This is a genomic window from Allofournierella massiliensis (assembly GCF_004345265.1).
Lineage (GTDB): Bacteria > Bacillota > Clostridia > Oscillospirales > Ruminococcaceae > Allofournierella > Allofournierella massiliensis.
Window position 1 is genome coordinate 37,672 of record NZ_SLUM01000004.1, and the last position, 26,080, is coordinate 63,751.

General features: G+C 58.2%; 21 protein-coding genes. 19 read left to right on the forward strand and 2 right to left on the reverse strand.

Translation table 11 applies throughout. The features are described from left to right. Positions 1-6: 6 nt before the first annotated feature. The 5 genes from EDD77_RS03065 to EDD77_RS03085 all read left to right on the forward strand — a co-directional run bounded on the left by EDD77_RS03065 (position 7) and on the right by EDD77_RS03085 (position 5,250). Positions 7-627 carry an IMPACT family protein gene (locus EDD77_RS03065; protein ID WP_058965789.1) on the forward strand — a complete coding sequence of 207 codons (621 nt, stop codon included), beginning with the start codon at positions 7-9 and terminating at the stop codon, positions 625-627. A gap of 147 nt (positions 628-774) precedes the next feature. Further along, a complete protein-coding gene (locus EDD77_RS03070; RefSeq protein ID WP_058965791.1) occupies positions 775-1,779 on the forward strand; it encodes a deoxyguanosinetriphosphate triphosphohydrolase in 1,005 nt (334 codons plus the stop codon). A 49-nt stretch (positions 1,780-1,828) separates the two neighbouring features. Continuing rightward, positions 1,829-3,586, forward strand: coding sequence for a DNA primase (gene dnaG / locus EDD77_RS03075; protein ID WP_058965793.1), 1,758 nt, complete (start codon positions 1,829-1,831; stop codon positions 3,584-3,586). 71 nt (positions 3,587-3,657) lie between these two features. Further along, entirely contained in the window at positions 3,658-4,905 is a 1,248-nt protein-coding gene (rpoD, locus tag EDD77_RS03080; RefSeq protein ID WP_132587303.1) for an RNA polymerase sigma factor RpoD, read from the forward strand. A 48-nt stretch (positions 4,906-4,953) separates the two neighbouring features. After that, a complete protein-coding gene (locus EDD77_RS03085; RefSeq protein ID WP_058965797.1) occupies positions 4,954-5,250 on the forward strand; it encodes a hypothetical protein in 297 nt (98 codons plus the stop codon). A gap of 54 nt (positions 5,251-5,304) precedes the next feature. Here the strand turns inward: EDD77_RS03085 and EDD77_RS03090 are convergent, their stop codons facing one another. After that, a complete protein-coding gene (locus tag EDD77_RS03090) occupies positions 5,305-6,069 on the reverse strand; it encodes a nucleoside phosphorylase (RefSeq protein WP_058965798.1) in 765 nt (254 codons plus the stop codon). A gap of 266 nt (positions 6,070-6,335) precedes the next feature. Here EDD77_RS03090 and EDD77_RS03095 point away from each other — a divergent pair, with 266 nt between their 5' ends. The 8 genes from EDD77_RS03095 to tuf all read left to right on the forward strand — a co-directional run bounded on the left by EDD77_RS03095 (position 6,336) and on the right by tuf (position 19,988). Next, the gene (locus EDD77_RS03095; protein ID WP_058965800.1) at positions 6,336-6,818 is read left to right on the forward strand and encodes a DUF2798 domain-containing protein; all 483 of its coding nucleotides are present in this window, start codon (positions 6,336-6,338) and stop codon (positions 6,816-6,818) included. A 183-nt stretch (positions 6,819-7,001) separates the two neighbouring features. Next, positions 7,002-7,418, forward strand: a complete 417-nt coding sequence (locus EDD77_RS03100) for an RrF2 family transcriptional regulator (RefSeq protein WP_058965802.1) — start codon at positions 7,002-7,004, stop codon at positions 7,416-7,418. Between the two features lie 271 nt (positions 7,419-7,689). Next, positions 7,690-11,505 carry a DNA-directed RNA polymerase subunit beta gene (rpoB, locus tag EDD77_RS03105; RefSeq protein ID WP_058965804.1) on the forward strand — a complete coding sequence of 1,272 codons (3,816 nt, stop codon included), beginning with the start codon at positions 7,690-7,692 and terminating at the stop codon, positions 11,503-11,505. Positions 11,506-11,598: 93 nt separating this feature from the next. Further along, positions 11,599-15,204, forward strand: coding sequence for a DNA-directed RNA polymerase subunit beta' (gene rpoC, locus EDD77_RS03110; RefSeq protein ID WP_058965806.1), 3,606 nt, complete (start codon positions 11,599-11,601; stop codon positions 15,202-15,204). Between the two features lie 291 nt (positions 15,205-15,495). Further along, positions 15,496-15,924, forward strand: coding sequence for a 30S ribosomal protein S12 (gene rpsL, locus EDD77_RS03115; RefSeq protein WP_058965808.1), 429 nt, complete (start codon positions 15,496-15,498; stop codon positions 15,922-15,924). Positions 15,925-16,039: 115 nt separating this feature from the next. Next, positions 16,040-16,510 (forward strand): 30S ribosomal protein S7, encoded by a 471-nt coding sequence (gene rpsG, locus EDD77_RS03120; RefSeq protein WP_058965810.1) that lies wholly within the window; start codon positions 16,040-16,042, stop codon positions 16,508-16,510. Between the two features lie 27 nt (positions 16,511-16,537). After that, positions 16,538-18,658, forward strand: coding sequence for an elongation factor G (fusA, locus tag EDD77_RS03125; protein WP_058965812.1), 2,121 nt, complete (start codon positions 16,538-16,540; stop codon positions 18,656-18,658). A gap of 127 nt (positions 18,659-18,785) precedes the next feature. Beyond that, positions 18,786-19,988 carry an elongation factor Tu gene (gene tuf, locus EDD77_RS03130; protein ID WP_058965813.1) on the forward strand — a complete coding sequence of 401 codons (1,203 nt, stop codon included), beginning with the start codon at positions 18,786-18,788 and terminating at the stop codon, positions 19,986-19,988. A 645-nt stretch (positions 19,989-20,633) separates the two neighbouring features. Here tuf and EDD77_RS03135 read toward each other — a convergent pair. After that, a complete protein-coding gene (locus tag EDD77_RS03135; RefSeq protein WP_058965815.1) occupies positions 20,634-21,200 on the reverse strand; it encodes a uracil-DNA glycosylase in 567 nt (188 codons plus the stop codon). A gap of 146 nt (positions 21,201-21,346) precedes the next feature. Here EDD77_RS03135 and EDD77_RS03140 point away from each other — a divergent pair, with 146 nt between their 5' ends. The 6 genes from EDD77_RS03140 to EDD77_RS03165 all read left to right on the forward strand — a co-directional run bounded on the left by EDD77_RS03140 (position 21,347) and on the right by EDD77_RS03165 (position 26,048). After that, a complete protein-coding gene (locus EDD77_RS03140; RefSeq protein WP_058965817.1) occupies positions 21,347-21,910 on the forward strand; it encodes a PduL/EutD family phosphate acyltransferase in 564 nt (187 codons plus the stop codon). Between the two features lie 309 nt (positions 21,911-22,219). After that, positions 22,220-23,161, forward strand: a complete 942-nt coding sequence (locus tag EDD77_RS03145) for a GNAT family N-acetyltransferase (protein WP_058965819.1) — start codon at positions 22,220-22,222, stop codon at positions 23,159-23,161. An 18-nt stretch (positions 23,162-23,179) separates the two neighbouring features. Continuing rightward, on the forward strand, positions 23,180-23,860 hold the full coding sequence (locus tag EDD77_RS03150; protein WP_058965990.1) for a PIG-L deacetylase family protein: 681 nt from the start codon (positions 23,180-23,182) through the stop codon (positions 23,858-23,860). 14 nt (positions 23,861-23,874) lie between these two features. Continuing rightward, positions 23,875-24,363, forward strand: coding sequence for a PTS system mannose/fructose/N-acetylgalactosamine-transporter subunit IIB (locus tag EDD77_RS03155; RefSeq protein WP_058965820.1), 489 nt, complete (start codon positions 23,875-23,877; stop codon positions 24,361-24,363). An 18-nt stretch (positions 24,364-24,381) separates the two neighbouring features. Next, positions 24,382-25,176 carry a PTS mannose/fructose/sorbose/N-acetylgalactosamine transporter subunit IIC gene (locus tag EDD77_RS03160; protein WP_058965822.1) on the forward strand — a complete coding sequence of 265 codons (795 nt, stop codon included), beginning with the start codon at positions 24,382-24,384 and terminating at the stop codon, positions 25,174-25,176. Continuing rightward, a complete protein-coding gene (locus EDD77_RS03165; RefSeq protein ID WP_058965824.1) occupies positions 25,173-26,048 on the forward strand; it encodes a PTS system mannose/fructose/sorbose family transporter subunit IID in 876 nt (291 codons plus the stop codon). The genes EDD77_RS03160 and EDD77_RS03165 overlap by 4 nt, the downstream gene beginning before the upstream one ends. Positions 26,049-26,080: the final 32 nt, after the last annotated feature.

Below are 26,080 nucleotides of genomic sequence, written 5' to 3' on the forward strand. Positions count from 1 at the left end.
CCGCCCATGCAGGACTATCGCACCATTCAGGGAACTGCCACAGCCGAGATTGAGGAAAAGCGCAGCCGGTTCATCGCCAATGTGTCCTTTGCCGACACCGAGGAAAAGGCGGTGGAATTTCTGAACAGCATCCGCGCCCAGCACCGCACCGCCCGGCACAACGTGTATGCCTATGTGCTGCGGGAGGGTGGAAGAATGCGCTATTCCGACGATGGCGAGCCTGCCAAGACCGCGGGCCTGCCGGTGCTGGAGAGCATCCAGCATGCCGGCCTTACCGACTGCATCGTGGTGGTGACCCGTTACTTTGGCGGTATTCTTCTGGGCACCGGCGGTCTGGTTCGGGCCTACACCGAAAGCGCGGCCAGCGGCCTGCGGGCTGCGAAGATTGTGACTGTGCGCTCCTGCGTGAAGCTCACCGTGGAGGTGGACTACTCGCTGTACGAGCGGGCGATGCTGCTGCTTCAGGGGGCGGGCGCGCAGGTGGATGAGCCGGTCTTTGCCGACAAGGTCACCCTTACCGCCACTCTGCCTGCCGGGCAGGAAGCCGGCCTGCCCACCGCTTTTCAGGAGCTGAGCCGCGGCGCGGTGACCCCCCGTATCTCCCAGCCCTTCTACACCCCGTTCTGATGCACCCCGGGCGACGTTTGGCGTAAAATAATTGGGGCTTTTGCAAAAAATTCACAGAATGAAAAAAGGGTTTTGGGCCTTTGTGTCGTATATATTATTACAAGACGTATCGGCCAGAGGGCGCGAAGCACAGGGGAGGGACATGCCATGGACGAAATTCGGAAGCACACAGAGCAGATTGAACGCCAGATTCTGGCGCCGGGCGCTGCACTCGCTGAGTGCAGCCGGGGCCGTGTGCGGCCGGAAGAGCCCTGCCCCCTGCGCACCTGTTATCAGCAGGACCGGGATCGGGTGGTTCACTGCAAGTCCTTCCGGCGGCTCAAGCAAAAGACCCAGGTATTCCTTTCCCCGGAGGGGGATCATTACCGCACCCGGCTGACCCACACGCTGGAGGTGGATCAGATTGCCCGCACCATTGCCCGGGCGCTGCGCCTGAACGAGGATCTGACCGAAGCCATTGCCCTGGGGCATGATCTGGGGCATACCCCCTTCGGCCATGCGGGGGAGCGGGCGCTGAACCAGCTGAGCCCCCATGGTTTCCGCCATTATCAGCAGAGCCTGCGGGTGGTGGATCGGCTGGAGCGCCGCTTCACCGGCCTGAATCTCACCTGGGAGGTGCGCAACGGCCTGGTGTGCCACACCAAGGGCACCTGGCCCGCCACGCTGGAGGGGTGTGCGGTGCGTTATTCCGACCGCATTGCCTATATGAACCACGACATTGAGGACGCCATCACCGCCGGTGTGCTGCGCCCGGAGCAGCTGCCCCGGGACGTGGTGGAGGTGCTGGGTGACACCAAGAGCCGGCGTATTACCACCCTGATTGCCGATCTGGTGGCTCACAGCAGCCAGTCCCAGCTGGCCTTCAGCCCGGAAGTGGGCGAGGCCTACGAGGCGCTTCACTCCTTCATGTACTCCACTGTTTATGTGGATAAGACCGCCAAGAAGGAGGAGGAAAAGGTGGAGCGGGTGATCGGCGGGCTGTACGAGCGGCTGAGCACCCACATCGACCTGCTTCCGGAAGGCTTTCTGCAGATTGCTTATCAGGAAGGGGTGGATCGGGCGGTCACCGATTATATCAGCGGCATGAGCGACGAGTTCGCCATCCGCACCTTTGAAGACTTTTTCGTGCCCCGCAAGTGGCACGTTCTGTAAGGGCTGCTTTGCCGCCCGATATTCCTGACCCGGAAAGGAGGGGCTGCCTGTGATTCCCCATGAATATGTGGAGGAAGTGGTGCGCCGCAATGACATCACCGACGTGGTGGCCAGCTATGTGCAGCTGCGCCACCGGGGCCGCACCCACACCGGGCTGTGCCCCTTCCACAGCGAAAAGACACCCTCCTTCGTGGTCTACCCGGAGACCCAGAGTTTCTACTGCTTCGGCTGCGGAGCGGGCGGCGACGTGATCACCTTCATCAAAAAGATCAACAATCTGGACTATGTGGAGGCGGTCAAGTATCTGGCGGGCCGGGCCGGCATGCCCATGCCCGAGGAGGACGACAAGGTGGGCCGGCTGCGCAGCCGGGTGCTCTCGGTGAACAAGGAGACCGCCCGCTTTTTCTACGAGCAGCTGAATGCCCCCACCGAAGAAGCTGCTGCTGCCCGGGCCTACTGGCGGGGGCGCGGTCTGTCCGACTCCACCATCCGGCGGTTCGGCCTGGGCTATGCGCCCAATGACTTCCGGGCGCTGCGCATGCACCTGCGGGCCAAGGGCTTCACCGAAGAGGAGATGCTGGCCGCCGGCGTGGAAAAGCGCAGCGAAAAGGGCAACGTGTACGACGCCTTCCGGGGGCGGGTGATGACCCCCATCTTCGACCTGCGGGGCAACGTGATTGCCTTCGGCGGGCGGGTGCTGGGCAACGAGAAGCCCAAGTATATCAACAGCCCGGAAACGCTGGTCTACAAAAAGAGCAAGGCCATGTTCGCGCTGAGCATTGCCAAAAAGAGCACCAGCCGCCGCTACATTCTGTGCGAAGGCTATATGGACGTGATCAGCCTGCATCAGGCCGGGTTCGATACGGCGGTGGCCGCTTGCGGCACCGCCCTTACCGCCGAGCAGGTGCGGCTGCTGGCCGAGTACGCCGACGAGGTGGTGCTCTGCTACGACTCGGACGAGGCGGGCCAGAAGGCCACCGCCCGCAGTCTGGGCCTGTTCAGCGAAAGCCCGGTGAAGGTATCGGTGCTGAACATTCCCAACGCCAAGGACCCGGACGAATTCATCAAAAAGTTCGGGCGGGACGCCTTCGAACGGCTGCTCAACGGCACCAGCAATGCCATTGAGTACAAGATCCAGAAGGTGAGGAGCAAATACGACATCACCCGGGCGGCGGATCGGGTGGAATACATCAAGGAGGTCATCCGCATTCTGGCCGACGGCGTTTCGCCCACCGAGCGGGACATTTACGCCGGACGACTGGCGGAGGAAACCGACGTGGCCAAGGCGGCAATTCTGAACCAGCTGGATGCCGCGGTGAAGGCGGGCCGACGCCGAAAGCAGCGCCAGTTTGAGCGGGATCTGCTGAATCAGGGGCTGGGGTCGGACATCAAGCTGCCCTACAACACCATGAACAGCGAGAAGGCTCTGGGCGTGGCCAGTGCCGAGCAGCAGCTGGTGGCGGCCATGGTCAAAAACCCGGATTTCATCTCCACGGTGGAAAAACGCCTTGCCCCCGAGCAGTTCCTCATGGAGGACATGGGGGAGGCCTACCGGGCCATCCTGCGCTGCAGGGCCCAGGGCATCCGGCCGGATCTGACCGCTCTGGCTACCCAGCTGCCGGAGGATACCGTGAACCGGATCTCCCATCTGCTGGCCCGCAACTACGATGTGGGCATCGGCCCGCGGGATGTGGAGATGTATCTGAACCGCATCCAGCAGAGCGCCCCCAAAAGCACCGAAGCCGCCCGCATGAGCGGCCAGGAACTGGAAGATTACCTTGCCGGGCTGCGACGCCAGAAGGCGTAAACCCCGGCAGAATTACATATTACACAGGTCAAAAAGTCCAAATGTATCCAAACCAGGAGGAAGTAAAAGATATGGCAGAAAAGAAAATCACCATCCGCGAACTGATCGAGACCGGCAAGCGCAACGGCAAGCTGACCACCAAGCAGATCAACGACGCCATTGAGGAAACCGGCTTCGACGTGGAGCAGATCGACAAGCTGTATGAGACGCTGGAAGGCCACAATGTGGAGATCGTGGATGAGCCGGACGCCGATTCCGAAAACTTTACCCTCACCGAGGACAGCGTGGATATGTTCGAGAACGCCCTGTCTGCCGAGGGCGTTGCCATCGACGATCCGGTCAAGGTCTACCTGAAGGAGATTGGCCGGGTGCCTCTGCTCAGCGGCGACGAGGAAATTCGCCTGGCGCTGGACATTCTGGACGGCAACAAGGCCATTGAGGAAAAGAAGGAAAAGTTCGCCAAGATCTGCGAGATCGAGGACAACAAGGAGCTCTCCAGCGATGAGAAGCGCATCTGGCTGACCCAGACCAAGGATGCGCTGCCCACCGAACAGCGCATCGAGCTGCGCAATCTGGAAACCGCCATCCGCAAGGGCGAGCGGGCCAAGCAGCGCCTGAGCGAGGCCAACCTGCGTCTGGTGGTGTCCATCGCCAAGCGGTATGTGGGCCGTGGCATGCAGTTCCTGGATCTGATCCAGGAGGGTAACCTGGGTCTGATCAAGGCAGTGGAGAAGTTCGACCACACCAAGGGCTTCAAGTTCTCCACCTACGCCACCTGGTGGATCCGGCAGGCCATCACCCGCGCCATCGCGGATCAGGCCCGTACCATCCGTATCCCGGTGCACATGGTGGAAACCATCAACAAGGTGAAGAAGGTGTCCAGCCAGCTGCTGCACCAGAATGGCCACGAGCCCACCGCGGACGAGATCAGCGAGGCGCTGGACATGCCCGTGGAAAAGGTGCGCGAGATCATGCGTGTGGCCCAGGAGCCGGTAAGCCTGGAGACTCCCATCGGTGAGGAGGAGGACAGCCATCTGGGCGACTTCATCCCCGATGAGGATGCCCCCGTGCCCGCCGAGGCTGCCAGCCATACCCTGCTGAAGGAGCAGCTGTCCGCCGTGCTGGGCAGCCTGACCCCCCGTGAGGAAAAGGTGCTGCGCCTGCGCTTTGGTCTGGAGGACGGCCGTCCCCGCACCTTGGAAGAGGTGGGCCACGAGTTTGAGGTTACCCGTGAGCGTATCCGTCAGATTGAGGCCAAGGCTCTGCGCAAGCTGCGCCACCCCAGCCGCTCCAAGAAGCTGCGGGATTTCCTGGATTGATCATCAAACAGGCACAAGCAGGTATCACAAAGAAAAGGAGAACCGTATATGCTGGCGAACTGGAATGTGAACGAGGAGCAGATCCGCAAACAGCAGGAAGAGCTGAAGGCGAAGATGAATTTTACCTACGTGGGCCATGGCCCCAAGGCCACCGGCTTTTTTGCCAAGGAGTTTAAACGCAAGCCCGGCCTGTATGTCCGCTGCACCACCTGCGGCTACTACATGCCGCTGGATGCCCGGGGCGAGGAGACCTGCATCTGCGGCAACCTGAAGCGCACCGAGCGGGAATTCCGCCATGAGCTGCCCGCCACCGAGATTGAGGTGTTCAAGGGGCAGCGCAAATAAGCAGAACATAACAAAATGCCGCCTGGGTTTTCAGGCGGCATTTTTTTGCGTTGTTTAAAAATAAGTGACCAGATCCAGTGCGGTTTCCAGCAGGTTGCGGCGCACGGTGTGCTGCCGATCCCAGCCGCGGCTGTCCCAGGTGTCGGTGCTCAGATCGTCGCCCGCGTAGAGCAGCTGGGCCAGCGGCAGACCGTGGAACTGGGCCGCGGCGAAAAAGCCCGCGCATTCCATCTCCACTGTCAGGCAGCCCTCGGCGGCCCGGCGGGCAATTTTGCCCTCGGTTTCCCGGTACAGGGCGTCGGTGGTCCAGGTCTTGCCCTCCAGCACCGGAACCCCCAGCGCCGCCAGTCCCCGGCGGGCGGCGGCAAGGCCCTCGGCGGGGCAGGCGGCTTCCCGGCCGGGCTCCAGATAGTGGTAGGAGGCGCCCTCGTCCCGCACGGCGCTCACCGGAAGGATGATCCGCCCCAGCTCAAGGCCGGGGGTCAGGCAGCCGGCGCCGCCGCAGACCACGAATTTCTCTGCACCCAGTGCATGCAGCTCTTCCAGTGTGCAGACCGCACCCGGCGAGGTGGCAAAGGGAAGAGCGACGCATACCGGCTCGCCACGCCGCTCCAGCCGGTAGATGGGCAGATCCACAATTTCGGAATGAAGATGGGCGATGGGGGAAAGGTTCTGTTCCCGCACCAGCTCCTCCAGTGCTTCCCGGAAGAAGGTGATCACGCATTTTTCCGGCAGCAGGGGAGCGTCGGGCTGCTCCGGGCAGAGTTTGGCCCGGCGGTCCGGGTCAAATTCCAGAATGGGAAAAGGGGAATGGTTCATTTGCGCGGCCTCCGTTTCGATTTCCTGTATTATTTCCATATTATAGAGAGCAGAAACGGTGCTGTCCAGCAAAAAAAGACTTGCAGCGAGGGCGAAAATGTGGTACCATAGTCGACGCTGCCCAAAAACGGGCGGCGCGCAGAACGTTTGGTTTTATTGGAAACGACACCGGAGCAGCCCCGCTTTCGCGGCCTGCACGGCTAACGAACAACACAGCGTTGCGGACACACAAACATCCGAAAAAACAATGTGGAGGAGTATTCGTTATGCCGAAAACCAAACTGGAAAATGTTATTTTTACCCTGATGATGGCCTTTGTGATGGTCTATGCCATGATCTGCTACAACATTGCTTTGAATGTGGGCGGCATGAGCAATCAGGTCTTTGTCATGGCCTTTGGCGAGATGGTCATTATGTGGCCGGTGGCCTTCATTCTGGAGTTCTTTGTGGTGGAGCGCCTGTCCCAGAAGATGGCCTTCCGTCTGGTCACCCCCGGTTTGGATAAGCCGGTCTTTGTGATTCTGGCCATCTCCTGCATGATCGTCTGCCTGATGTGCCCCATGATGAGTCTGGTGGCCACCATCCTGTTCAAGAATCCCGGCAGCCAGATTGTGGCCGTCTGGCTGCAGACCGCGGTGATGAATTTCCCTATGGCCCTGTGCTGGCAGGTGTTCCTTGCCGGCCCGCTGGTGCGCCTGGTGTTCCGGGTGCTGTTCCGCCGGGGCGAAAAGGCTGCGGTCAACGCATAAGACAATGAATTCAGGCGGGCGGTTCCTTTGCAGGGAGCCGCCCGCTTTCTGTATACGGGGCGGGTTTGACAATTCCACTCAAACCTGATATATTTAACTATATCATTAAAGTATAGTTATTGCGGGGCGCGGCCCTGCACGGCGGGCCCGGTTTTGCCGCCCGCGGGAAAGGAGAAGGCGTTTATGCACATCACGCAGGAATCGGATTACGCCATCCGTATCATTTACTGCCTGGCCAAAAACCAAAAGAGGATGGACGCCCGCTCCATCAGCCAGGAGATGAGCGTTTCGCTGCGCTTTTCGCTGAAGATTCTGGGCAAGCTGGTGGCCAGTGGTCTGGTGGCCAGCTTCAAGGGCAACCGGGGAGGCTACGAGCTGGCCCGGCCTGCGGCGGAAATCACCATGCTGGATGTGATCCGTGCGGTGGAGGGGCCCTATCAGCTTTCCCGCTGCCTGGAGGAGTGCGGCGAGTGCAACCGGGGCGCCTCCGGTATCTGTGCCTTTCAGCAGGTGTTCCGGCGCATCAGCGAGCAGGTGAACCGGGAGCTGGGGGCGGTGGATTTCGCCCAGATCGTGGCAAGCGAGAACCAATGCCGCTGAGAATCATCAAAAAGATAACACCGGCCCGGGCGTATCATGCCTGGGCCGGTGTTTTTAAAAAAAGCGAAAAAATGGCTTGACACCGGGCTTTTTGGCCATTATACTGTTATGGTATACCATAATTGGATCAACACGCCCTAAAAAAGGCAGCATGTACAAAAAACTCGCAAAAGTTTGTGAAAAATACACAAAACTCTGCGGGCCGTATCACTGCCCCGGCGGGGCGTGCTCAATCATGTAAGTAGAAACAGGATAGGAGTGGAAGCTTTTTATGATGAAGGTCAAGCCCACAACCCTTGGCAAAACCGAACGCATGAGCTTTTCCCGCATCGATGAGGTTATCACCATGCCCAACCTCATCGAGGTGCAGAAGAACTCGTACCGCTGGTTTTTGGACGAGGGTCTGAAAGAGGTTTTCCGCGACATTGCCACCATTGAGGACTTCACCGGCAATCTGGCTCTGGAATTCGTGGATTACCATCTGGGAGAGCCCAAATACACCATCAAAGAGTGCAAGGAACGCGACACTACCTACGCGGCGCCCCTGCGCGTTACCGCCCGGCTGCTGAACAAGGAGACCGGCGAGGTAAAGGAGCAGGAGATCTTCATGGGCGATTTCCCGCTCATGACCGACGCGGGTACCTTCATCAATAACGGTGCGGAGCGTGTCATCGTCAGCCAGCTGGTTCGCAGCCCCGGCGTTTACTTCGGCGCCAGCTACGACAAGACCGGCAAGAAGCTGTACACCGCCACCATGAACCCCAACCGCGGCGCCTGGCTGGAGTATGAGACCGACTCCAACGATGTGTTCTATGTGCGCATCGATAAGAACCGCAAGCTGCCCGTTACCGTGCTGCTGCGTGCTCTGGGCATGGGCAGCGACGCCCAGATCCGGGAGTTCTTCGGTGAGGACGAGCGCATCCTGGCCACTCTGGACAAGGATACCACCCACAACGAGGAAGAGGGTCTGCTGGAGACCTACCGCAAGCTGCGTCCCGGCGAGCCCCCGACGGTGGAGAGCGCCCAGACCCACCTGAATAACCTGTTCTTCGACCCCCGCCGGTACGACATGTCCCGGTTCGGCCGGTACAAGATGAACAAGAAGCTGGCTCTGGCCCGCCGCATCACCGGCTTTGTGGCCGCCCGCGACATCATTGCCCCCCTCACCGGCGAGCTGCTGATTGCCGCCGGCGAGAAGATCAGCCGTGAGGCCGCCGAGGCCGCCGAGGCCGCCGGTGTATCCGTGGCCTTCATCATGGCCGACGACCGGGAGCGCAAGGTGATCACCAACGGCACCGTGGATGCCCAGAACTTCTTCAATTTCGACGTGCTGGAGTGCGGCATCAACGAGCGCGTGACCTTTGCTGAGGTGAAGGCCATTCTGGATGCCACCAGCGACGAGGCCGAGCAGAAGGAGCTGCTGGTCAAGAACCACGACCGCCTCATCAGCAAGACCGTCACCCTGGACGACATCTTCTCCTCCATCAACTACCTGAACGGTCTGGACCACGGCATTGGCGTTACCGACGACATCGACCACCTGGGCAACCGTCGTATCCGCAGCGTGGGCGAGCTGCTGCAGAACCAGTTCCGCATCGGCTTCTCCCGTATGGAGCGCGTGATCCGCGAGCGCATGACCCTGCAGGCGCAGGACATGAACGAGGCCACCCCCCAGAGCCTGATCAACATCCGGCCTGTGGTTGCCGCCATCAAGGAATTCTTCGGTTCCAGCCCGCTGTCTCAGTTCATGGACCAGAACAACCCTCTGGCCGAGCTGACCCACAAGCGCCGTCTGTCCGCTCTGGGCCCCGGCGGTCTGAGCCGTGACCGCGCCGGTTTCGAGGTGCGTGACGTACACTACAGCCATTACGGCCGCATGTGCCCCATTGAGACCCCTGAAGGTCCCAACATCGGTCTGATTTCCTATCTGGCCAGCTTCGCCCGCATCAACGAGTACGGCTTTATCGAGGCTCCCTACCGCAAGGTGGACAAGGAGCGCGGCGTGGTCACCGACGAGGTGGTCTACATGACCGCCGATGTGGAGGACGAGTACGTTGTAGCGCAGGCCAACGAGCCTCTGGACGAGGAAGGCCACTTCACCAAGGCCCGCGTCAATGCCCGCCGCCGTGACGAGATTCTGGAAATCGAGCGCGAGCGCGTGGACTACATGGACGTAAGCCCCAAGATGGTTGTGTCCGTGGCTACCGCCATGATCCCCTTCCTGGAAAACGACGACGCCAACCGTGCTCTGATGGGTGCGAACATGCAGCGTCAGGCCGTGCCTCTGCTGGTTACCCAGCAGCCCATCGTGGCCACCGGCATGGAGTACAAGGCTGCCTGTGACTCCGGCGTTTGTGTTCTGGCCAAGAACGACGGTGTTGTGGAGCATGTGGATGCGGACAAGATCGTGATCCGCACCAGCAAGACCACCACCGACGAGTACGAGCTCATCAAGTTCATGCGCTCCAACCAGGGCACCTGCGTGAACCAGCGCCCCATCGTGGACAAGGGCGAAGAGGTGAAGGCCGGTCAGGTCATCGCCGACGGCCCCGCCACCAAGAACGGCGAGATCAGCCTGGGTAAGAACGCCCTGATCGGCTTCATGACCTGGGAGGGCTACAACTACGAGGACGCCGTTCTGATCAACGAGAAGATCGTTCGTGAGGACGTTTACACCTCCATCCACATCGAGGAGTACGAGACCGAGGCCCGCGAGACCAAGCTGGGACCCGAGGAGATCACCCGCGACATCCCCAACGTGGGCGAGGATGCCCTGAAGGATCTGGACGAGCGCGGCATCATCCGCATCGGCGCCGAGGTCAAGGCCGGCGACATTCTGGTTGGTAAGGTCACCCCGAAGGGCGAGACCGAGCTGACCGCCGAGGAGCGCCTGCTGCGCGCCATCTTTGGCGAGAAGGCCCGCGAGGTGCGCGACACCTCCCTGCGCGTTCCCCATGGCCAGTACGGCATCATTGTGGACGTGAAGGTATTCACTCCCGACAACTGCGACGAGCTGCAGCCCGGTGTACGCCAGGTTGTGCGCTGCTACATCGCCCAGAAGCGTAAGATCAGCGTGGGCGACAAGATGGCCGGTCGTCACGGTAACAAGGGTGTTGTATCCCGCATTCTGCCCCAGGAGGATATGCCCTTCCTGGCCGACGGTACTCCGCTGGACATCGTGCTGAACCCCCTGGGCGTTCCCTCCCGTATGAACATCGGTCAGGTGCTGGAGGTTCATCTGGGCTACGCCGCCAAGGCGCTGGGCTGGAAGATCATGACCCCCGTATTCGACGGCGCCCACGAGCAGGACATCCGCGAGTGCTACCATCTGGCCTATGAGACCAACCACGGCGAGAACGCTCCCGAATATCCCACCAAGCTGGACAAGATCATGCGCCCGGAGATCGGCCATGTGATCGACTTCTCCAAGATCGAGCTGGACGAGGACGGCAAGAGCACCGTTTACGACGGCCGCACCGGTGAGAAGTTCGACAACCGCGTCACCGTTGGTTACATGTACTACCTGAAGCTGCATCACCTGGTAGACGATAAGATCCACGCCCGTTCCACCGGCCCCTACAGCCTGGTTACCCAGCAGCCTCTGGGTGGTAAGGCCCAGTTCGGCGGCCAGCGCTTCGGCGAAATGGAGGTTTGGGCCCTGGAGGCTTACGGTGCAGCCTACACCCTGCAGGAGATCCTGACCGTGAAGTCCGACGACGTGGTCGGCCGTGTAAAGACCTACGAGGCCATCGTGAAGGGGCAGCCCGTTCCCAAGCCCGGCATCCCCGAGAGCTTCCGCGTTCTGATCAAGGAACTGCAGAGCCTGGGTCTGGATGTGCGCGTGCAGGATTCCAACGGCGACGAGGTGGATCTGAAGCAGAACTTCGACGACGAGGAGACTGGCTTCGACACCCGCGACCTGCCCATGGGCGAGGACGTTCTGGTGGAGAACGAACTGAGCAACGATTACAGCATTGAGGACGCTGATTCCGATGCAGACGCCGGTTTCGATGAGCCGGAGGAGATTTTTGAGCCGGACGACAGCCTGTTTGCCGACGACGGCCTGGGTATGGATGACGAATTCTGATCAAGCCGAGAGTGGTGTGCGGCGCGTTGAAACAGCGCGCCGCGCCCCCAAGCCCTCATTCATCGAAACATTAGAAAAGGAAGGGTTCGTTTAATGGAATATAACGATTTCGATTCGATCAAGATCGGCCTTGCTTCTCCCGAACAGATCCGTGCCTGGAGCTACGGCGAGGTCAAAAAGCCGGAAACGATCAACTACCGCACCCTGAAGCCCGAGCGGGACGGCCTGTTCTGCGAGCGCATTTTCGGACCCACCAAGGACTGGGAATGCCACTGCGGTAAGTATAAGCGCATCCGCTACAAGGGCAAGATCTGCGACCGCTGCGGCGTTGAGGTCACCAAGTCCAAGGTGCGCCGTGAGCGCATGGGCCACATCGAGCTGGCCGCGCCCGTTTCCCATATCTGGTACTTCAAGGGTATCCCCAGCCGCATCGGCCTGATGCTGGACATCAGCCCCCGTCAGCTGGAGAAGGTGCTGTATTTCGCCAGCTACATCGTAACCGATCCCGGCTACACCCCGCTGGAGAAGAAGCAGCTGCTCAGCGAAAAGGAATACCACGAGATGCGCGAGCGCTACGAGGATGAGTTCAAGGCTGCCATGGGCGCCGAGGCCATCAAGGAGCTGCTGGCAGAGATCGATCTGGAAGAGCTGCGCACCCAGCTGCGCAACGAGCTGGAGGATGCCGGCGGCCAGAAGCGCGTTCGTATCCTGAAGCGCCTGGAGGTTGTGGAGGCATTCCGCCTGTCCGGCAACCGCCCCGAGTGGATGATCATGGACGTTGTGCCCGTGATTCCGCCGGATATCCGTCCCATGGTTCAGCTGGACGGCGGCCGTTTCGCCACCAGCGACCTGAACGACCTGTATCGCCGGGTCATCAACCGTAACAACCGTCTGAAGCGCCTGCTGGAGCTGGGCGCTCCCGACATCATCGTGCGCAACGAGAAGCGCATGCTGCAGGAGGCTGTGGACGCCCTGATCGACAACGGCCGCCGCGGCCGTCCCGTCACCGGCCCCAACAACCGCCCCCTGAAGAGCCTGTCCGACATGCTGAAGGGTAAGCAGGGCCGCTTCCGTCAGAACCTGCTGGGTAAGCGTGTTGACTACTCCGGCCGTTCTGTTATCGTTGTAGGCCCCGAGCTGAAGATGTACCAGTGCGGTCTGCCCAAGGAGATGGCTCTGGAGCTGTTCAAGCCCTTCGTGATGAAGGATCTGGTGGAAAAGGGCCTGGCCAACAACATCAAGAGCGCCCGCAAGATGGTGGAGCGCGCCCGCACCGAAGTGTGGGACAGCCTGGAGACCGTGATCAAGGGTCACCCCGTCATGCTGAACCGTGCGCCTACCCTGCACCGTCTGGGCATTCAGGCTTTCGAGCCCGTGCTGGTGGAAGGCCACGCCATCAAGCTGCATCCTCTGGTATGTACCGCCTTCAACGCCGACTTCGACGGCGACCAGATGGCCGTGCACCTGCCCCTGAGCGTGGAGGCCCAGCGCGAGGCCCGCATGCTGATGCTGGCTTCCGGCAACCTGCTGAAGCCTTCTGATGGTGCTCCCGTTGCCGTGCCCACCCAGGATATGATTCTGGGCTCCTACTACCTGACCATGGTCAACGATGGTGACAAGGGCGAGGGCAAGGTCTTCCGTGATGAGGAAGAGGCCATCATGGCTTACAGCGACAAGGTCATCACCCTGCAGGCCCGCATCAAGGTTCGCCGCACTCTGGAAGTGAACGGCGAGCTGAAGAGCAAGCTGGTGGACACCACCGTGGGCCGCATCATCTTCAACCAGCCCATCCCGCAGGATCTGGGCTATGTGGACCGCAACGATCCCGAGGCCATGTTCGGCTACGAGGTCGACTTCCAGGTCACCAAGAAGAACCTGCCCGACATCATCAGCCGCTGCCTGGCGGTGCATGGCACCAAGGCCACCAGCGAGATGCTGGACCGCATCAAGGCCCAGGGCTACAAATATTCCACCATCAGCGGCATCACCGTTGCCGTGTGCGACGCCGTGATCCCGCCCCAGAAGCCCGAGCTGCTGGCTGAGGCCGACGAGCGGGTTTCCAAGGTGATCAAGCAGTTCAACCGAGGCCTGATCTCCAACGAGGAACGCTACAACGGCGTGATCCAGATCTGGCAGGAGACCACCGACAAGGTTTCCAAGGCTCTGGCCGACAACCTGGAAGACCGCAACCCCATCTTCATGATGGCGGACTCCGGTGCCCGTGGTTCCATGAACCAGATCAAGCAGCTGGCCGGCATGCGCGGTCTGCTGGCCAACACCGCCGGTAAGACCATCGAGATGCCCATTCGCGCCAACTACCGTGAAGGCCTGAACATCTTGGAGTACTTCGTTTCCTGCCGTGGTGCCCGTAAGGGCATGGCGGATACCGCTCTGCGTACCGCCGACTCCGGTTACCTGACCCGCCGTCTGGTTGACGTTTCTCAGGACGTGATCGTCCGTGAGGAGGACTGCGGCGCCACCGAGGGTATCTGGGTATCCGATATCCGCGAGGGCAAGGAAGAGATCGAGACCTTCCGCGAGCGTCTGATCGGCCGTTACGCCGTGGGCGATGTGTGCAACCCCGCCACCGGCGAGGTCATCGTGCCCGAAGGCAAGATGATGGACCTGTTCGACGCCGAGAAGATCGAGGCCGCCGGCATCACCGAGCTGCAGATCCGCAGCGTGCTGAACTGCCGCGCCAAGGTGGGCGTATGTGCTCACTGCTACGGCTCCAACCTGGCCAACGGCGATCCCGTTCGCGTGGGTGAGTCCGTTGGTATCATCGCTGCTCAGTCCATCGGTGAGCCCGGTACCCAGCTGACCATGCGTACCTTCCATACCGGCGGTATCGCATCTGCTGAGGACATTACCCAGGGTCTGCCCCGCGTTGAGGAGCTGTTCGAGAGCCGCCGGCCCAAGGCTCTGGCCATCATGACCGAGATTGCCGGTACCGCTCACATCGACGACAGCAAGAAGAACCGCCATGTGGTGGTTTCCGGTGTGGACGAGAACGGTGCTCCCGCCGAGAAGAGCTACCTGATTCCCTTCGGTCAGCGCATCCGCGTCACCGAGGGTCAGCAGCTGGAGAAGGGCGACATGATCACCGAGGGTCATGCCTACCCCCACGACATCCTGGCCATCAAGGGCCGTATCGCCGTTCAGAACTACCTGATTCAGGAGGTTCAGAAGGTATACCGCCTGCAGGGTGTAGAAATCAACGACAAGCACATCGAGGTTATCGTACGTCAGATGATGCGCAAGGTTCGCGTGGACGACGCGGGCTCCACCACCCTGATTGGCGGCGCTCTGGCCGACAAGATGGAAGTGGAGCAGCAGAACGCCGCTCTGATGGAGCGCATCGCCGCCGGCGAGGAGGGCCTGAAGCTGGCTCAGTACACCGACGTGCTGCTGGGTATCACCAAGGCGTCTCTGTCCACCGACAGCTTCCTGTCTGCCGCTTCCTTCCAGGAGACCACCCGCGTGCTGACCGAAGCCGCCATCAAGGGCAAGGTTGACCCGCTGATGGGCCTGAAGGAGAACGTAATCATCGGTAAGCTGATCCCGGCCGGTACCGGTCTGGACGAGGTGGAAGCCGAGCTGATCCGCCGCGAGCAGGAGGAGAACGGCATCGTTCCCGAAGAGATCGCGGATCCTGCCGAGGAAGTACTGGAGCCGGTTGCTGAGACCGCTGCCGAGTAATTTTCGCCCGGTGCTCTGAATCGTTTTTGCGAAGTGCCGCCCTTTTGGGGGCGGCACTTCTTTTGCGAAAACGGCTGTTTTGCAGCGGCGGGGGGCAGGGAAAAGCCCTTTACAGGCGCAGAAAATAAAATTTCAGTGAATCAACCAAGTTTTTTTCGAAAATACTGTTGACATACACAAAGCTAGTGTGTAAAATAAAAACTGTTGCGCCGGTCATGGCGCAACTATGCCTGTTTGATGTTATGGCGGCTTGCCGCTTTAACATAAATAATTTGAAGAAAGGAGAACAAAATGCCTACTTTTAACCAGCTTGTACGCAAAGGCCGTGAGGTGTCTGTCCGCAAGTCTACCGCTCCTGCTCTGCAGAAGAGCTACAACTCTCTGGACAAGTCTTACAGCGACGCTAACAGCCCCCAGAAGCGTGGTGTATGCACCGCTGTTCGTACCATGACCCCCAAGAAGCCCAACTCTGCTCTGCGTAAGGTAGCCCGTGTAAAGCTCACGAATGGTATTGAGGTAACCTCTTACATTCCTGGCATCGGCCACAACCTGCAGGAGCACAGCGTAGTACTGATTCGTGGCGGCCGTGTTAAGGACCTGCCCGGTGTTCGTTACCACATTATCCGTGGTACTCTGGATACCCAGGGTGTGGCCAACCGTAACCAGGCCCGCTCCAAGTACGGCGCGAAGCGCCCCAAGGCCGGTGCTAAGAAGAAGTAATTAACGTTTACCCCGCCATCAAAGGCGTCTTTATATAAGGCCTCTTTGCATGGCACAACGGGAGTTTATTGCTTTCGAGTACCGATGATATCATTCTGTGAAGGAGGGAAGAAAGATGCCTAGAAGAGGTAACATTGCTAAGCGGGACGTTCTGGCTGACCCGCTGTACAATTCCAAGATGGTGACCCGCTTGATCAACAGCATCATGCTGGACGGCAAGAAGGGCGTCGCTCAGAAAATCGTTTACGATGCGTTCGAGATCGTAAAGGAGAAGTCCGGTAACGATCCCCTGGAGATGTTCGAAAAAGCTCTGGAGAACATCATGCCCAGCCTGGAAGTTAAGGCCCGCCGCGTTGGTGGTTCCACCTACCAGGTGCCTGTTGAGGTTCGTGCCGAGCGCCGTGAGACCCTGGGTCTGCGCTGGCTCACCACTTACTCTCGCGCCCGCAGCGAGCGCACCATGCGTGAGCGTCTGGCCAACGAGATCATGGATGCCGTGAACAACACCGGTAACGCCGTGAAGAAGCGTGAGGACACTCACAAGATGGCCGAGGCCAACAAGGCTTTCGCCCATTACCGTTATTGATCCGCCCTGTATATATAGGAGGTTAATATGCCAAGAGACGTTTCTCTGGAAATGACCAGAAACATCGGCATTATGGCGCACATCGACGCCGGCAAGACCACCACCACCGAGCGTATCCTGTATTACACTGGTGTTAACCACAAGATCGGTGAAACGCACGATGGCGCGGCTACCATGGACTGGATGGCGCAGGAGCAGGAGCGTGGTATTACCATTACTTCTGCTGCTACCACCTGCTACTGGAGCCACACGGAACTGCTGAACGATCCCGCCAAGGCCAAGAAGAACCGGCATCGGATCAACATCATCGACACCCCCGGCCACGTGGACTTCACCGTTGAGGTAGAACGTTCTCTGCGTGTTCTGGACGGTTCTGTTACCGTTCTGTGCGCCAAGGGCGGCGTTGAGCCCCAGTCCGAGACTGTTTGGCGCCAGGCCGACAAGTATCACGTACCCCGCATGGCTTACGTGAACAAGATGGACATCATGGGCGCCGATTTCTACCGCGTTGTGAAGATGATGCGCGAGCGTCTGAAGTGCAATGCTGTGCCCATCCAGCTGCCCATCGGCAAGGAAGACGAGTTCAAGGGCATCATCGATCTGATCGATATGCAGGCGGACGTCTACTACGACGATATGGGTAAGGATATCCGCGTGGAGCCCATCCCCGAGGATATGCGTGAGCTGGCCGAGCAGTATCGTGCCGAAATGCTGGAGGCTATTGCCGAAGGCGACGAAGAGCTGATGATGAAGTACCTGGACGGCGAAGAGCTGACCAAGGAAGAAATCAAGAAGGCTCTGCGTAAGGAAACCATCGCCAACACCGTGGTTCCCGTTACCTGCGGTACTTCCTACCGCAACAAGGGCGTTCAGAAGCTGCTGGACGCCATCGTGGATTACATGCCCGCTCCCACCGATATCGAGGACATCAAGGGCGTGGATCCCGAGACCGGCGAGGAGACCAGCCGTCCTTCCGACGACAACGCTCCCTTCGCCGCTCTGGCTTTCAAGATCGCGACCGACCCGTTCGTTGGTAAGCTGTGCTTCTTCCGCGTATACTCCGGTATGGTGGAAGCCGGCACCACCGTTTACAACTCCGTGAAGGAGAACAACGAGCGTATGGGCCGCATCCTGCAGATGCACGCAAACCATCGTCAGGACATCGAGGTCTGCTACGCCGGTGATATCGCCGCCGCTGTTGGCCTGAAGAACACCACCACTGGTGACACCCTGTGCGATCCCAAGCATCCCGTCATCCTGGAGAGCATGGAGTTCCCCGAGCCTGTTATCCGCGTTGCCATCGAGCCCAAGACCAAGGCTGGTCAGGAGAAGATGGGCATTGCGCTGAACAAGCTGGCTGAAGAGGACCCCACCTTCCGTACCTGGACCGACGAGGAGACCGGCCAGACCATCATCGCCGGCATGGGCGAGCTGCATCTGGAAATCATTGTTGACCGTCTGCTGCGTGAGTTCAAGGTAGAAGCCAACGTGGGTGCTCCCCAGGTTGCTTACCGCGAATGCATCCGCCGTGCGGCCAGCTCCAACACCAAGTACGCCCGTCAGTCCGGTGGTAAGGGTCAGTATGGTCATTGTATCATCGACATCGAGCCCAACGAGGCCGGCAAGGGCTACGAGTTCATCAACGCCGTTGTTGGCGGTGATGTTCCCAAGGAGTTCATCCCCGCGATCGATCAGGGTATCCAGGGCGCTATGAAGGCCGGTATCCTGGCCGGTTACCCGGTGGAGGACGTGAAGGTCACCCTGAAGGGCGGTTCTTACCACGAGGTCGACTCCTCTGAGATGGCCTTTAAGATTGCCGGTTCCATGGCGTTCAAGGACGCTATGGCCAAGGCGGATCCCGCTATCATGGAGCCCATCATGAAGGTTGCTGTTATCGTTCCCGACGAGTACATGGGCGACGTTATCGGCGATCTGAACTCCCGTCGCGGTCAGATCCAGGGCATGGAGGCTCTGTCTGGTTCTCAGCAGATCAACGCCTTCGTTCCCCTGTCCAACATGTTCGGTTACTCCACCGACCTGCGTTCCAAGACCCAGGGCCGCGGTCAGTATTCCATGGAGCCCAGCCACTACGCTGAGGTACCCAAGAATATTGCCGAGAGCATCATGGCTGGCCGCAACAAGGAGTAAATAAAACCAGAGATTTGCCGCATGGGCGTATCCATGCGGCAAATCATCAAAAATCTCTTGATTTTTGACGTTGGTTTTAGTATTATAACCTTAGGCTCTATGGTTTAAAAAAAGGAGGACAATTAAAATGGCAAAAGCTAAGTTTGAGCGCAGCAAGCCTCATATTAACATTGGCACCATCGGTCACGTTGACCACGGCAAGACCACTCTGACCGCCGCTATCACCAAGGTTCTGGCGATGAAGGGCGACGCCGAGTTCACCGATTACGCCAACATCGATAAGGCTCCCGAGGAGCGCGAGCGTGGTATCACCATCAACACCTCTCACGTTGAGTACGAGACCGACAACCGTCACTACGCTCACGTGGACTGCCCGGGCCACGCCGACTACGTTAAGAACATGATCACCGGTGCTGCCCAGATGGACGGCGCTATCCTGGTGGTTTCTTCCGCTGATGGCCCCATGCCTCAGACCCGCGAGCACATCCTGCTGTCCCGTCAGGTTGGCGTTCCCTACATCGTTGTTTTCATGAACAAGGTTGACCAGGTGGACGACCCCGAGCTGCTGGATCTGGTTGAGATGGAGATCCGCGATCTGCTGAGCGAGTACGACTTCCCCGGCGACGACACCCCCATCATCAAGGGTTCCGCTCTGGCCGTTCTGGAGAGCACCAGCACCGACATCAACGCTCCCGAGTACAAGTGCATTCTGGACCTGATGGACGCTGTTGACAACTACATCCCCACTCCCGATCGTATGGCTGACAAGCCCTTCCTGATGCCCGTTGAGGACGTGTTCACCATCACCGGCCGCGGCACCGTGGCTACCGGTCGTGTTGAGCAGGGCCAGATCAAGGTTGGCGAGGAAGTTGAGATCGTTGGTCTGAAGGACGAGAAGAGCAAGACCACCGTTACCGGTCTGGAGATGTTCCGCAAGCTGCTGGACTTCGCCGAGGCTGGCGACAACGTTGGTGCTCTGCTGCGTGGCGTTCAGCGCTCCGACATCGAGCGTGGCCAGGTTCTGGCTAAGCCCGGCAGCATTCATCCTCACACCAAGTTCCAGGGCCACGTTTACATCCTGAAGAAGGATGAAGGCGGCCGTCACACCCCCTTCTTCAACAACTACCGTCCTCAGTTCTACTTCCGTACCACCGACGTTACCGGCGTTATCACTCTGCCCGAAGGCACCGAGATGTGCATGCCCGGCGATAACGTTGATATGGACGTTGAGCTGATCACCCCCATCGCCATGGACGAAGGCCTGCGTTTCGCTATCCGTGAGGGTGGCCGCACCGTTGGTTCCGGCGTTGTTTCCAAGATCTACGAGTAATCTTTGATTCTCTGATTTTGTGAGCTTCAAAGCCCCCCGCTGCAAAGCGGGGGGCTTTTTTGCGCAAAAAAACCGCGGCAGAAGGCCGGTGTGGCATAAGAAAACGACGGTTCTGCCTTAGGATTTTGACGCAAAAAATGTTCAAAGGGGCAGGCAAGCCACTAAGGCTTGCCTGCCCCTTTTCGCACTTTCTGCATCCAAAATCCTGGGGCAGAACTGCACAGCACCGGAAAAGAGCTGATTTTGATGGGAGTGAAAGGAAAAGACCCGCAGTGGGCTGCGGGCGCGTCAATCGTGCGCCCGCCCTGCTTCGCAGATCGCCCTGGCCGGTCGAAGAACCTACCGGGTTCTTCGCGGCTTGCACCGCCCCGGCACCCTTGGTGGTTGTCAAGGGGATTTGACGCTGCAATCCCGCAAAAGCGGGCCTTTTCCGGTGTTGTTTTCTTATGTCACGCCGGCTAAAAGCCGCGGCTATAGAATGCTGTGTTTGCAGATTGATTTGTGAAGCGGGAAAACACTGTTCTGCTTCACGGAGTCAAACCGGGAATCGGAAGATGCCCGGTTCCGGTGGAGGAAATATCCGCAGGAGTGAAGAGCTCCGTAAGAAGAAATTCCCCGGAAGAAACAGAGAAGGGCAGGGGAATGTCAGTAGGTGTGATCGCACACCTTGCCGATCATCTCCCGCAGAGCGACGAAGTCCCCAAAGGCCATAGGCTTCTGCTTGGGATTGCGCAGCAGAGCAGCAGGGTGCAGGGTTGCCATGAAGAGAACACCGTTCTTTTCGATGAACTGACCGTGTTCCTTGGTCACGGAGAAGTCCGGCCGGATCAGCCGCTGGGCGGCAATGCGGCCCAGGCAGACTACGATTTTGGGGCGGATCAGCCGGAACTGCTCCCGCAGCCAAGGCAGGCAGGCATCCCATTCCTCCGGCAGAGGATCCCGGTTCTGGGGCGGGCGACATTTCACGATGTTGGCGATAAAGACGTTTTTCTCCCGGGAGAGATCCACCGCTTCCAGATACTGATCCAGCAGCTTGCCGCTGCGGCCCACAAAGGGCAGGCCCTGTTCATCCTCATTCTGGCCGGGGCCCTCACCGATGAACATGACCTCGGCAGTGGGGCTGCCCATGCCGAACACCACGTTGTGGCGGGTCTCACACAGGCCGCATTTGCGGCAGGCCAGACATTCCTGCTTCAGGGATTCAAAATCCATCCACGGCACCTCGCTTTGCTGATTGCAGTTTGTTATAAAAATATTATAGCACAAATGGGCGGTTTTTGTCTTGAAGTTTTGATTGGCGCTTGATACAATAAATATGAGCGGCCGGAACGTATCCGACCCAAGGGAGGAAATGACATATGAAATTCTTAGTTGAGACTTCTGCCCGTCACGTACATGTGACCAAAGAGACCTTGGAGACCCTGTTTGGCAAAGGCTTTGAGCTGACCGTGAAGAAGGAGCTTAGCCAGCCCGGCCAGTATGCTTCCGAGCAGCGCGTGACCGTTGTTGGCCCCAAGAAGGAGCTGGCCAATGTGTCCATCCTGGGCCCCTGCCGCAATGCGGATCAGGTGGAGCTGTCCGCTTCCGATGCCCGTTCCATCGGCATTGCCGCTCCCGTTCGTGAGTCCGGCGACATCGCCGGTTCCGGCGCCTGCAAGCTGGTTGGCCCCTGCGGCGAGGTTGAGCTGAAGGAAGGCGTGATCGTTGCCAAGCGTCACATCCATGTGACTCCTGAGGACGCCGAGAAGCTGGGCGTACAGGACAAGGAGATCGTAAAGGTAGCCTGCGGCAAGGAAGGCCGTAAGCTGGTATTCGACGACGTTGTGATTCGTGTGAGCGAGAAGTTCGCCACCGCCATGCACATCGATACCGACGAGTCCAATGCCTGCCTGGGCGCCAACGAGGGCGAGATCGTTAAGTAAGAGATTGCATTTGCAGCAATAAAAATACCCCCTGTTCACTTGGAACAGGGGGTATTTTTATTTTGGAAAACAGCATACATCAGGGAGAGGAGCCTCCGAAACACAGGAAAGAGAAAACAGAAGGAATCGGAGTGTTACGATAGCAGAAATGATCAGATTTCACAGATTTGTTTCCTGAAAAGTAAAAAAATAGTGTGTTTACGCCATATTCTGAAACAACATTTCATGATTCTTTGAATATCTTGACTACGTTTTTTTAAAACGTATAATAAAGCCATAAACAGAGAACGGTCAGAAAGGAGCATTTTAATGGATATTCGCAACTACACGCAGAGCGATGAGGCGCAGGTAGTTGATCTTTGGAATCGAAGCTGTGTCTTTGACGCCATTGACGTCCGCAAATTCCGCCGGCAGGCGATTCTGGATGAGAACTTCGATCCGAGCCTGAGCTGGGTGGCCCTGGACGGGGAAACGGTTGTCGGGTTTGTGTTTGCCACAAAGCGGAAGTTCCCTTATCTGGAGCGGGGGCTGGAACCGGAGCGGGGCTGGATCAATGTGCTCTTTGTGGATCGGGCTTACTGGCGGCAGGGCATCGGAGGTCAGCTTCTGGAACGGTGCGAAACGGCACTCAGAGAGTTGGGATGTAAAAACATTACGCTGGGAGCATATTCGCCCAACTACTTTTTCTGGGGCGTTGATCCCGGAAACTATCCTCAGGCGGTGCATTTCTTTGAAAAGCACGGCTACCAGCCGCTGGAAAAGCACTACTCCATGGAAAAGGATCTTCATGGCTATCAGATTCCGGAGAATATACTGGAACGCAAGGCATCTGCCGAGGCGAAAGGGTTCCGTTTTGTGGGCTTTGATTATTCCTATACGCTGGAGCTGCTGGAATTTCTGAAGGTGGAATTTGGCGGTGGATGGAAACGGAACGCACTGATTGCCATGCAGAACAATCAGGCGGAGGATCTGATTCAGCTGGTGCTTGCTCCGGATGGGCGGATCTGCGGCTTCTGCATGCGGGCAATTGATGGCAATCCCATGCGTTTTGGCCCCATCGGAATTGCAGCTGCCCAGCGCAACGAGGGCCTTGGCACCATCCTGCTGGATGTTCAGTGCTATGAAATGTGTAAGAAGGGCGTTTATCACATGTATTTTGTCACGACCGACGACCCGGGACGCAGATACTATGAACGCCAGGGCTTGCGGGTATTTCGCGAATTTGTTACCTACAAAAAAGAAATCGAGTGAATAAGGCGGTGAAGAGTGGTGAGCGAAATCAAACGTGTGGTGTCCATTGGTGCGCATTCCCTTGACGCAGAACTTCTGGGCGGCCCGCTGCTGCTGAAATATGCAAAGCAGGGCGCACACTGCACCTGCATTCATGTGACGCAGGGTCGGCTGGAAGATCCCAATGCCACCCAGGAGGAGAAGGACGCATACCTGAAGGAGCTTCTGGTTCAGAACCGGAAGGCGGCTGCCGAATTGGGGGCAGATACCATCTGGTTGGGTTATGTATCCAGTAATATGCCCAGTCTGAATGATTTTGCAGACCGGCTGGAACAGTACTTTGTGGAAGAAAAGGTGGATCTTGTGATCACCCACTGGCGGGGATCCATGCATCCGCGGCATATCAATACCCACGATGCCGTGGTCACGGCGGTCAAACGCCTGCGGCAGAAGGACAGCCGGATTCGACTGGTTTACGGTGAGACCTTTGAGGATCTGGTGGGCTTCATTCCCCAGGCGTACTTTGTGCTTACCGAGGAAGAGGTGGCCCAGTGGTATAAGGCACTGAACACGTACACTGTGTTCCGGGGCGGAGTGAACGATTTCCCCTATCAGAAGTATTATCCCACCAATTTGCAGATCCGACAGATCGAATCCGGAAGCAGCGGGGCAACCGTGTGCTATATGTACGCAAGTCTGATTGAAAATGAGCTTTGGTAAAGGAGGAAGGTTCAATGAGCGAGACTTATGTGCGCGTGGACGACCGACTGATCCACGGCCAGACCATTGTGGCCTGGTGCCCCACGTTGGGCATCAAGCAGATTATTGCAATCGATGACGTGAGCGCCTCCAACCCGATGCTGCGCTCCATCCTGGCCATGAGCGTTCCCAAAATCTACGATACGCACATCGTTACGGTGGAGGAGGCACGGGAGCTGCTTCAAACACCCTGCCAGGGAAACCGGCTGGTCATCGTCAAGTTCCCGGAAAAACTGATGGAGATTCAACAGGAGATTGCAGGCTGTGAACAGATCTATCTGGGCAACATTGCAAAACGGGCGGATACCAACCATCAGATGACCGGCGCAACCGGCATTTTCTATCTGAGCGATCAGGACGTCGCGAACCTGAATACGCTGGCGGCCAGCGGTTTTAAAATTGCGTTTCAACAGCTGCCCACTTCCACAAGAACGGAATGGGATTCCTTTGTCAAATCACTTTGATCCAGAGGAGGAAAGAACATGACGACGCTACAAATTATTCTGATTGCACTGTTTATTTATCTGGGTTCCATTGGTTCGATTGTGGGCAATACCATCGGCTGGTATACCTTGGGGCGCCCGCTGGTTGCGGCGTTCATTGTAGGTCTGATCATGCAGGACGTGCAGAGTGCCATGATTGTGGGTATTGCCCTGCAGATCATGTATATGGGCAACGTGACTCCCGGCGGTGCGGTCGCATGGGATCTTTCCTACGCCACCTACATCGGAACGGCCGGTGCACTGGTGTTCGGCAAGGGGCTGGATTCCACGGAGCTGATCGGCATGGCAGTTATCTTTGCGGGCATTGGTGGTCTGGTTGGCCAGCTGATGTGGAACGTTTCCTATGCACTGAACCTGCCGTTGAACCGCATTGCGCAGAAGTATGCGGCACAGGGCGAAACCAGAAAAATGTGGATTCCCAATGTGGCACTGGCACAGACCATTGGTTTCCTTTGCAGGGTTGTACCTGCTCTGATTGTTCTTACTTCCATGACCGCGGCCAGCCAGCAGGCAGATTTCGCCTCGCTGATCCCGGGCTGGGTTACCACCGCACTGGGTATTTTTGGCGGTATGATGGCTGCTCTTGGTATGGGAATCATCCTTTCCTTCCTGTGGAAAAAGCAGTATCAGATTGTGATTTTCCTGGCTGGTTTTATTCTGGTTACCTACTTTGAACTGAGCATGATGGCGGTTGCAGTCATCGGCGTGATCATCGCAGTTCTTTATTTTTACGGGTTTTCCAACACGGAGAATAGGGAGGGCATCAAATCATGAGTGAAGTCACGAAAAAAATCAGCCCGAAAACGCTGAAGAAATCGTTTCTCACCTGGTTTTTCTTCAACGGCTGTTCCCAGCAGGCAGAATCCATGCTTGGTATGGCCTTCGGGCATGCAATGTCCCCGGTGATCGACGAGTTGTATGATACCAAAGAAGAAAAGGCAGAAGCATTGCAGCGCAACATCACCCTGTTCAATACCGAGGCGCAGGTGGGCTCCATCTGCAACGGCATTGTCTGTGGTCTGGAGGAATCCAAGGCGAACAAGCAGTGCACCTCGGAGGTGATCGATTCGGTGAAGGTGGCGCTGATCGGCCCCACGTCCGCCATCGGTGATTCCCTGTGGGTTGCCACCATCATTCCCATCCTGCTTACCATCTGCATGTCCATTTCCCAGGCGAATCAGGCGATTTCCTGGATGGGCGCAGTTCTGTACATGATTGTTTATCCCATCGGCACCTTCCTGCTGAGCTGGTGGCTGTTCCGGCTGGGGTATCGCTCCGGGCTCACCGGCATGCAGTCGATGATGAGCAGCGGCAGGCTGGATCAGCTGACCAATGCCATGACGATTCTTGGCCTGATTGTGACTGGCGCGCTTACCGCTTCCTATGTGAGCTTCCCTCTGCCCATTCAGATTGTGAAGGATGTTTTTGATGCAAGCACCGGCGAGATATTGGAGGGCGTTGTGCTCTTCAATGCGGACGACATGCTGAACGGCATCTTCCCCCATCTGCTGCCGCTGCTGTTGACCCTGGGGGTTTATTATCTGTATGCCAAGAAAAAGTGGTCTCCCCTGAAACTGATGGGCGTGATTCTGGTTCTGGCGCTGGCCGTGACCGGTATTGGCTATCTGTTCGGCGTATACACCTGATCTGGCTGATGCCGATACACATGACGGCAAGG

Coding starts and splice junctions, on each gene's coding strand:
- EDD77_RS03065 (WP_058965789.1), top strand. CDS start 7: ATGCAGGACTATCGCACCATTCAGGGAACTGCCACAGCCGAGATTGAG.
- EDD77_RS03070 (WP_058965791.1), top strand. CDS start 775: ATGGACGAAATTCGGAAGCACACAGAGCAGATTGAACGCCAGATTCTG.
- rpoD (WP_132587303.1), top strand. CDS start 3,658: ATGGCAGAAAAGAAAATCACCATCCGCGAACTGATCGAGACCGGCAAG.
- EDD77_RS03085 (WP_058965797.1), top strand. CDS start 4,954: ATGCTGGCGAACTGGAATGTGAACGAGGAGCAGATCCGCAAACAGCAG.
- EDD77_RS03090 (WP_058965798.1), bottom strand. CDS start 6,069: ATGAACCATTCCCCTTTTCCCATTCTGGAATTTGACCCGGACCGCCGG.
- EDD77_RS03095 (WP_058965800.1), top strand. CDS start 6,336: ATGCCGAAAACCAAACTGGAAAATGTTATTTTTACCCTGATGATGGCC.
- EDD77_RS03100 (WP_058965802.1), top strand. CDS start 7,002: ATGCACATCACGCAGGAATCGGATTACGCCATCCGTATCATTTACTGC.
- rpoB (WP_058965804.1), top strand. CDS start 7,690: ATGATGAAGGTCAAGCCCACAACCCTTGGCAAAACCGAACGCATGAGC.
- rpoC (WP_058965806.1), top strand. CDS start 11,599: ATGGAATATAACGATTTCGATTCGATCAAGATCGGCCTTGCTTCTCCC.
- rpsL (WP_058965808.1), top strand. CDS start 15,496: ATGCCTACTTTTAACCAGCTTGTACGCAAAGGCCGTGAGGTGTCTGTC.
- rpsG (WP_058965810.1), top strand. CDS start 16,040: ATGCCTAGAAGAGGTAACATTGCTAAGCGGGACGTTCTGGCTGACCCG.
- fusA (WP_058965812.1), top strand. CDS start 16,538: ATGCCAAGAGACGTTTCTCTGGAAATGACCAGAAACATCGGCATTATG.
- tuf (WP_058965813.1), top strand. CDS start 18,786: ATGGCAAAAGCTAAGTTTGAGCGCAGCAAGCCTCATATTAACATTGGC.
- EDD77_RS03135 (WP_058965815.1), bottom strand. CDS start 21,200: ATGGATTTTGAATCCCTGAAGCAGGAATGTCTGGCCTGCCGCAAATGC.
- EDD77_RS03140 (WP_058965817.1), top strand. CDS start 21,347: ATGAAATTCTTAGTTGAGACTTCTGCCCGTCACGTACATGTGACCAAA.
- EDD77_RS03145 (WP_058965819.1), top strand. CDS start 22,220: ATGGATATTCGCAACTACACGCAGAGCGATGAGGCGCAGGTAGTTGAT.
- EDD77_RS03155 (WP_058965820.1), top strand. CDS start 23,875: ATGAGCGAGACTTATGTGCGCGTGGACGACCGACTGATCCACGGCCAG.
- EDD77_RS03160 (WP_058965822.1), top strand. CDS start 24,382: ATGACGACGCTACAAATTATTCTGATTGCACTGTTTATTTATCTGGGT.
- EDD77_RS03165 (WP_058965824.1), top strand. CDS start 25,173: ATGAGTGAAGTCACGAAAAAAATCAGCCCGAAAACGCTGAAGAAATCG.